Source organism: Paenibacillus sp. J22P90, from assembly GCF_059692195.1.
In genome coordinates, this window is record NZ_JCAUAY010000001.1 from 1373497 (window position 1) to 1380198 (window position 6702).

9 protein-coding genes are annotated in these 6702 nt (G+C 47.3%); 8 read left to right on the forward strand and 1 reads right to left on the reverse strand.

Annotation, left to right across the window (positions count from 1 at the left end):
• The first annotated feature begins 21 nt into the window (after nt 1-21).
• The 4 genes from AC58UX_RS04905 (at nt 22) to AC58UX_RS04920 (ending at nt 2755) form a co-directional block, all read left to right on the forward strand.
• Entirely contained in the window at nt 22-951 is a 930-nt protein-coding gene (locus AC58UX_RS04905) for a prenyltransferase (RefSeq protein WP_497249978.1), read from the forward strand.
• A gap of 29 nt (nt 952-980) precedes the next feature.
• A complete protein-coding gene (locus AC58UX_RS04910) occupies nt 981-1709 on the forward strand; it encodes a DUF6081 family protein (protein WP_497249980.1) in 729 nt (242 codons plus the stop codon).
• Nucleotides 1710-1826: 117 nt separating this feature from the next.
• Nucleotides 1827-2585: a C1 family peptidase gene (locus tag AC58UX_RS04915; RefSeq protein ID WP_497249982.1), complete on the forward strand. Its 759-nt coding sequence runs from the start codon at nt 1827-1829 to the stop codon at nt 2583-2585.
• Nucleotides 2586-2614: 29 nt separating this feature from the next.
• Entirely contained in the window at nt 2615-2755 is a 141-nt protein-coding gene (locus AC58UX_RS04920; RefSeq protein ID WP_497249984.1) for an N-acetylmuramoyl-L-alanine amidase, read from the forward strand.
• Between the two features lie 179 nt (nt 2756-2934).
• Here the strand turns inward: AC58UX_RS04920 and AC58UX_RS04925 are convergent, their stop codons facing one another.
• Nucleotides 2935-3141: a DUF1657 domain-containing protein gene (locus AC58UX_RS04925; RefSeq protein WP_497249986.1), complete on the reverse strand. Its 207-nt coding sequence runs from the start codon at nt 3139-3141 to the stop codon at nt 2935-2937.
• Between the two features lie 168 nt (nt 3142-3309).
• On the opposite strand from AC58UX_RS04925, the gene AC58UX_RS04930 reads away from it, so the two are divergent.
• The 4 genes from AC58UX_RS04930 to spoVAE are packed head-to-tail and all read left to right on the forward strand — an operon-like array spanning nt 3310 to nt 6036.
• A complete protein-coding gene (locus AC58UX_RS04930; protein WP_497249988.1) occupies nt 3310-4170 on the forward strand; it encodes a DUF421 domain-containing protein in 861 nt (286 codons plus the stop codon).
• Nucleotides 4171-4194: 24 nt separating this feature from the next.
• The gene (gene spoVAC, locus AC58UX_RS04935; protein WP_497249990.1) at nt 4195-4665 is read left to right on the forward strand and encodes a stage V sporulation protein AC; all 471 of its coding nucleotides are present in this window, start codon (nt 4195-4197) and stop codon (nt 4663-4665) included.
• Between the two features lie 4 nt (nt 4666-4669).
• Nucleotides 4670-5689, forward strand: coding sequence for a stage V sporulation protein AD (gene spoVAD, locus AC58UX_RS04940; protein ID WP_497249992.1), 1020 nt, complete (start codon nt 4670-4672; stop codon nt 5687-5689).
• Nucleotides 5686-6036 carry a stage V sporulation protein AE gene (gene spoVAE / locus AC58UX_RS04945; RefSeq protein ID WP_497249994.1) on the forward strand — a complete coding sequence of 117 codons (351 nt, stop codon included), beginning with the start codon at nt 5686-5688 and terminating at the stop codon, nt 6034-6036. Before spoVAD ends, spoVAE begins: the two co-directional genes overlap by 4 nt.
• The last annotated feature ends 666 nt before the right edge of the window (nt 6037-6702 follow it).

Genomic DNA, 6702 nt, shown 5'->3' on the forward strand with positions numbered 1-6702 from the left:
TTTGTGAGAGGAAAGTGAGAAATGAATAACCTTAATCTATCACTATTATTGAAGGCTTCACGATTTCGGGTTATTCCAGTCATGATCATTCCCGTCCTATTAGGTGGATTGGGAGCCATTGTTTGGAACGATACATTTCATCCAATGCTATTTGTGCTGACTTTTATTGGGTCTATTGCAGCACATCTATTCTCAAATATGATTAATGACTTATGGGATTTCCGTAATGGCATTGATACAGCGGCCAAGGAGACGGCTTCTACGATATCAACGAATTCAGGATTTCTAGCCAATGGCATCATTGCAGAAAAAACGTTTAGCTTTTTAACATGGTCATTATTTGCAGTTGCCCTTATTTGTGGCGTTATTCTAAGTGTAAGCAGTGGTTGGCTCGTACTTGTGTTCGGAGGCTTGGGTGGTTTAATTGCGTATTTCTATGTCGCGCCGCCTATTAAATTTGGCTACCGCGGAAAAGGATATAGCGAGATTGCGATTTTACTGTCTTTTGGTGTGTTACCTACGCTAGGCAGCTACTATGTGCAAACAATGCATGTGGATTACCGTCCGTTATTGCTTTCTTTACCGATCGGGTTATTGACGACGTTGATTTTGTTTAATCATCATTTCCTTCATTGGCAAGCGGATCAAAGCGCTGGTAAGCGAACACTGGTTGTCGTTTGGGGCGAAAAGCGAGCGTTGGTCTTCTCCAAATTTTTATTTGTATTATCGTACGTATCTTTGATTATCTGCGTGATCAGTGGCGTGTTCCCTTATTATGCGCTACTTGCGTTAGTAACAGCCGTTCCATTTTATCGGGTCTATCGTAGTCTGAAGTCAGAGAATCCGTCCCCGGCGTATCTGCCTTTAATGGGTGCCTCTTTAAAAGCAACAATTAGATCCGGCTTGATAATGATGTTGGCCTTGGTTGTACAAGCTATCCTGCAATCCTAAAATTCACAGACAAAGCGAGGTCATATACGATGAGCAAGCAATTTACAATTGGTGATTTTCACACGATCCTGTCCGAAGGCGAAGTTTGGAAAATAGGTGGCTTCCCGATGCCAGACGGTTCTTTCTGGGAGTTCAGAGAACCGAATGCGACAATTATTGTTCGCAATGGCATTCTCTATGCACGAGCTACGCTAAGCCGCAAAAATGATTATGTTCAATTTTTAGATAACGCCAAGCATATGTATTATTCCGCCAAAGAAGTTGAGGTGCCGGAAGAAGGCGAAATTTCATTCGAGTTGCAAATCCGTGCACGTACACAGAACACCGCGGCCAATGATTTGTATGATGGTTTCGTATCGTTGAATTTGCTTGATTTTACAACAGGAGCAGCACTCGATTTCTTCGCGGGTAATGATAAATATGCGAGTGTTTACGCTGTGCTTCCATTCCCGGGTGTTCAGGTGCCTGAGACGGACAAAACGCGCTTCTTCTGTATTTTCAAAGAGGAAACGAATTTCCAGCCGCGCGAATTTAATACGTACAAAATTACGTACCACCGCGGAAATGATGAAGTCATTTTCTATGTGAATGGTGAGGAAGTTCGCCGTGAGAAAAATGTGCCGATCAAATTCAATCGTTTCACGGTTGCACTAGGCATGATGACGGAGAAAGACTTGACGCCGCAAGGAAGTGCTTCCCTGCATGGACAGACGATTATTGCCGAATGGTCGCCTGTAACGGTTTCAGTAACGGAATAAATGTATAATTCAAAGTGCCCAGACTTCCTTGTTGAAGTCGGGCTCTTTTTGCACGCTCCTGCCTATAGGTGAATACACTGGAGTACTCAGCAATTAGGCTTCTTGGGAGGTACAGCAATGCGGAAATATACAGTCAAGCAGGACCCTCGCGATTTTCGTGATTTCTCATACAGGAGTGTCAATTATATTCGGGAATCCCAATTGCCGAAGCAAGTTGATTTACGCAGTAAGCTTTCTCCTGTTGTTAACCAAGGGTCATTAGGTTCATGTACCTCGAATGCGATTGTAAGCGGGTTGCGCGAGTATTGGCTGCGATCGGAAGACGATAATACAACGCGGTTATCGCGTCTTTTCCACTATTGGCATGAACGCGAGCTGGAGAATACGGTAAACCAGGATGCTGGTGCTACCATACGCGATGGGTTTAAGGTGCTGCAGAAGACAGGTGTCTGTCCAGAACAAGTGTGGCCCTATAAGGTTGCAAATTTTCGCACGACACCGAATCATGAGGCGGAAGCTCTTGCCAGATATTATCGGATAGAGGGCTATCATCGGATTCATGATCTGGCGGGCATTAAGGCAGCGCTAGCTGATGGATTTCCTGTTACATTTGGCATATGGATCTATGATTCATTTGAAAGTAAGGTAGCATCGAAAACAGGGAAAATTCCTTATCCCAATCGGAAAAAGGAAGCTCTACTGGGCGGGCATGCATTGCTTGCTGTCGGTTACAAGGACGGAAAGGAAAAGGGACAGGGTGTCATAATTGCCCGGAATTCATGGGGAACAGCATGGGGGGACGCAGGCTACTGCTACATTCCCTACTCCTTGTTCAAAAATAGGTCGCTAACCTTTGATTACTGGACTGGCAAATAAAAATCCATCTTAAAAGGAGGCATTTCCCGATGATCAGTGTGGAAGATGCGAACAAAATCATTGCATTTCTATCCGCTGCCTATTTCGCAACCTCAGATCCCGAGGCAAGGAAGGAATTCAATCGACTGGCTAATGAAGTGCGGAAGGCATCAGGACAGCCATTAGAATAATGAGATGAACACATCCATAGGAATTTTAATGAAACGAGGGGCGGCTCTCATGCCAAAGGAAAAGCTGGCAATCCTTATTCTCATACTTTTTGTTTTGTTATTGTTGTTTATAAGTTTGTTTTTATAAAAATAGGTGAAAAACAGCCGCCAGCGATCCCGCGCAGCGGCTGTTTTGTATTTTAGAAACCTTTGTATTGTGGCTCTTCATTTTCTAATTGCTGTACGCGTGAGGCGACTTGGTCAACAATCTGCTGCGCAGATTGAGCGGCTGACTCGTATAATTGCTTGGCCTCTTGATTCTGTGTGCTAAGGGCAAAGGTTTCAAGACTGGCCTGGGCGCTTTTTAAGGATGCTAGGGTCGTTTTAACTTGTGCTGCTACTGTCAATGTGTAAACACTCCTCTCAAATTTCAACGCACAATTGCGGTTGTTAATATGCCCGTGTTCCGATGAATCATGTTAACAAATACATCCAATTAAGAGCAATAATAGTTAGGGTTCAAATGGCACATAATGTAGGTATTGCAAGCTGGAGATGGCAGGAGGGGGAATGAAGTGCCAGACTGGATACTTATTGCGATTCGAGCACTAGGTACCTTGATGTTTCTCTTTGTATTAACGCGGATTTTAGGTAAAAAACAAATATCTCAACTCACTTTTTTTGAATATGTGATCGGAATTACGCTAGGGGATCTGGCTGGGAATATATCGACCGATGTTGAGGCGAATTACGTTCATGGTGTCATTGCGATTCTGGTCTGGGTTCTCGTGCCATTGGTGTTGGAAATATTCACGCTAAAGAGCAAGACACTTCGCGGTTGGTTTGAAGGGAACGGCAGAGTACTCATTCAGGATGGCAAGATCCTCGAGGGGAATTTGCGAAAAGAACGCTACACAGGCGATGAATTGCTTGAACAGCTGCGTACAAAAGGCGTATTTCGGGTGGCTGATGTAGAGTTCGCCATGCTTGAATCAAGCGGTGACCTGAGTATTTTGCTGAAAAGTGAGAACTTACCTTTAACGCCTAAGCATTTGGGCATGAAGTTGCCCAATGAAAAGCCAACCCAAGCTGTCATGATGGATGGCGTCATTCAGAATGAGCCCTTAGCTGCTGCTGGCAAAAGCAGAGGGTGGCTGCAAGCGGAGCTGGACAAGCTGGGTGTTGCTAAGGAAAATGTGTTTCTTGGTCAGGTAGATACCAACGGGGAATTAATGGTTGATCTTTATAATGACATGTTGCAAGTGCCTATAAATGCCGAACGTCCAATGGTGCTTGCGTGTTTAAAGAAATGTGAAGCAGACCTAGAACTGTACTCACTCACGACACAAAATGCCGAAGCCAAGCAAATGTATGAGAACTGTTCCATTCAGTTAACGCAAATTATCCAGCAGGTACATACGATTCTCAGAGCTTAGGTTTTGAGGGAATAGGAGTCTGTTATGCCTAACAACAAGAAGAAAAACTTAACCATGACACAGCAGGAATACCAAAAATTAGCCAAACAGCAAGAGCCGAAAAGACCTGTTCTTAAAAATTGCCTCAGAGCCTTTGTAGCAGGTGGGACGATATGCCTAATCGGTGAATGCTTTATGCATTTGTTCATTAACTGCTTTGGATTTACGGAGAAAACAGCGGGGAATCCGACGGTTGCCGTGATGATTATCATTTCGGTTATTTTGACCAGCTTTGGGATTTACGACAAAATCGCGCAGTGGGCAGGAGGCGGAACCTCAGTCCCCGTAACAGGCTTTGCGAATTCATTATGTTCTGCAGCGATTGAGCACCGTGCGGAAGGGCTTGTGTTAGGCGTAGGCGGTAACATGTTTAAATTAGCGGGTTCTGTCATCGTTTTCGGAACAGTGGCGGCCTTTTTTGTAGGGATTGCACATTTGATCTTGACGGGGGGCTGACGAGATGCTGAAGGGACACCAGAGCTGGCTGTTTGAGAATCGACCCGTGATTCTGTCGACGGGTACTGTAGTGGGACCGGATGAAGGAAAAGGACCGCTCAATGAGGATTTTGATGTCGTTCATGGTGATTTGACACTTGGTCAGAAAACGTGGGAAAAAGCAGAAAAAGCGCTGCTCGAAGAAGCAGCGCATCGCGCGCTGGCGAAAGCCGGGTTGAACGACGGCCAGATCCAGTTCTATGTTGGTGGCGATCTGATGAATCAGATCATCTCCAACACATTCGCTGCGCGTACGCTCAATATCCCGTACCTTGGGATATTCGGCGCGTGTTCGACCTCGATGGAAGGCCTCGCGCTAGCCGCTCAGCTAGTCGATTCCGGTGCTGCCAACTATGTCATGGCCGGCACCTGCAGCCATAACTGTACGGCGGAGAAGCAATTCCGTTATCCAACGGAATATGGCTCGCAGAAGCCGCCGACGGCGCAGTACACGGTCACCGGCGCAGGGGTCGCCGTGCTAGGGAAGACCGGTGACGGTCCTGTCGTCACCGCCGCGACGATCGGCCGGATCGTGGATATGGGGATCACCGATCCGTTTAATATGGGCGCGGCGATGGCGCCAGCCGCCGTCGATACGATCCAAACGCATTGCCGCGAGTTGAATCGCGACCCGTCCTATTACGATCTCATCGTGACGGGAGATCTTGCCGCGGTGGGGATCAGCATTGCGCGTGAGCTGTTCCACAAGCATCAGTTCCCGATCGAGCAAACAACCTATGATGATTGCGGTTTAATGATCTTTGATCGTGAAACGCAAACCGTTCAGGCAGGAGGCAGCGGCTGCGGCTGCTCAGCAACGGTGACCTACGGCCACTTGCTGAAGCGTATGGCCAAAGGGGAATTGAAGCGAATCCTCGTCGTAGCTACGGGAGCCTTGCTTTCACCGCTTTCTTTCCAGCAAGGCGAAAGTATTCCTTGTATCGCACATGCGGTTTCCATAGAGTCTGGAGGGTTGTACGTATGAGCTTTTTTTGGGCTTTTGTTGTTGGAGGGGCCATTTGTGTCCTTGGACAGCTCATGATGGACGTTGGCAAATTAACGCCAGCCCACACGATGAGCACGCTTGTAGTTCTTGGTGCGATTGCCGATGGATGCAATTTATATGAACCGTTGATTGCTTTTGCTGGCGCGGGTGCAACAGTGCCCATCACGAGCTTCGGAAACGCCCTTGTACACGGCGCGTTGGAGGAGCTCCATAAGGAGGGCTACATCGGGATCATTACTGGTATTTTTAAAGTAACCAGTGCAGGTGTTTCGGCCGCGATTATATTCTCGTTTTTAGCGGCTTTGTTTGTGAAACCGAAGGGCTGAGAATGCAGAATGATGTGGGTAAAGACGCCGAAGTGGCGTCTTTTTTGTTTTGATGTATTCGTCTTTGGAGAGGATAACATTCATTCTTAACCTGCAGTCCTCCCTAAGTCGAAAAAATCGACTTACAGTGGGGAAAAGGAGTCTGCAGTCCTCCATAAGTCGAAAAAATCGACTTACAGTGGGGAGAAGGAGTCTGCAGTTCTCCGTAAGTCGAAAAAATCGACTAACAGTGGGGAAAAGGAGTCTGCAGTCCTCCGTAAGTCGAAAAAATCGACTTACAGTGGGGAAAAGGAGTCTGCAGTCCTCCCTAAGTCGAAAAAATCGACTTACAGTGGAGAAAGGAGCATGCAGTCCTCTGGAAGTCGAAAAAATCGACTTACAGTGGAGAAAGGAGCATGCAGTCCTCTGGAAGTCGACGAACCCGACTAACTCGGCCCCAGTCGGCCCTCCAGGTCTGGAGTTAGTCGACGAACCCGACTAACTCGGCCCCAGTCGGCCCTCCGGGTCTGGAGTTAGTCGACGAACCCGACTAACTCGGCCCCAGTCGGCCCTCCAGGTCTGGAGTTAGTCGACGAACCCGACTAACTCGGCCCCAGTCGGCCCTCCAGGTCTGGAGTTAGTCGACGAACCCGACTAACTCGGCCCCAGTCGGCCCTCCAGGTCTGG

Coding starts and splice junctions, on each gene's coding strand:
- AC58UX_RS04905 (WP_497249978.1), top strand. CDS start 22: ATGAATAACCTTAATCTATCACTATTATTGAAGGCTTCACGATTTCGG.
- AC58UX_RS04910 (WP_497249980.1), top strand. CDS start 981: ATGAGCAAGCAATTTACAATTGGTGATTTTCACACGATCCTGTCCGAA.
- AC58UX_RS04915 (WP_497249982.1), top strand. CDS start 1,827: ATGCGGAAATATACAGTCAAGCAGGACCCTCGCGATTTTCGTGATTTC.
- AC58UX_RS04920 (WP_497249984.1), top strand. CDS start 2,615: ATGATCAGTGTGGAAGATGCGAACAAAATCATTGCATTTCTATCCGCT.
- spoVAC (WP_497249990.1), top strand. CDS start 4,195: ATGCCTAACAACAAGAAGAAAAACTTAACCATGACACAGCAGGAATAC.
- spoVAD (WP_497249992.1), top strand. CDS start 4,670: ATGCTGAAGGGACACCAGAGCTGGCTGTTTGAGAATCGACCCGTGATT.
- spoVAE (WP_497249994.1), top strand. CDS start 5,686: ATGAGCTTTTTTTGGGCTTTTGTTGTTGGAGGGGCCATTTGTGTCCTT.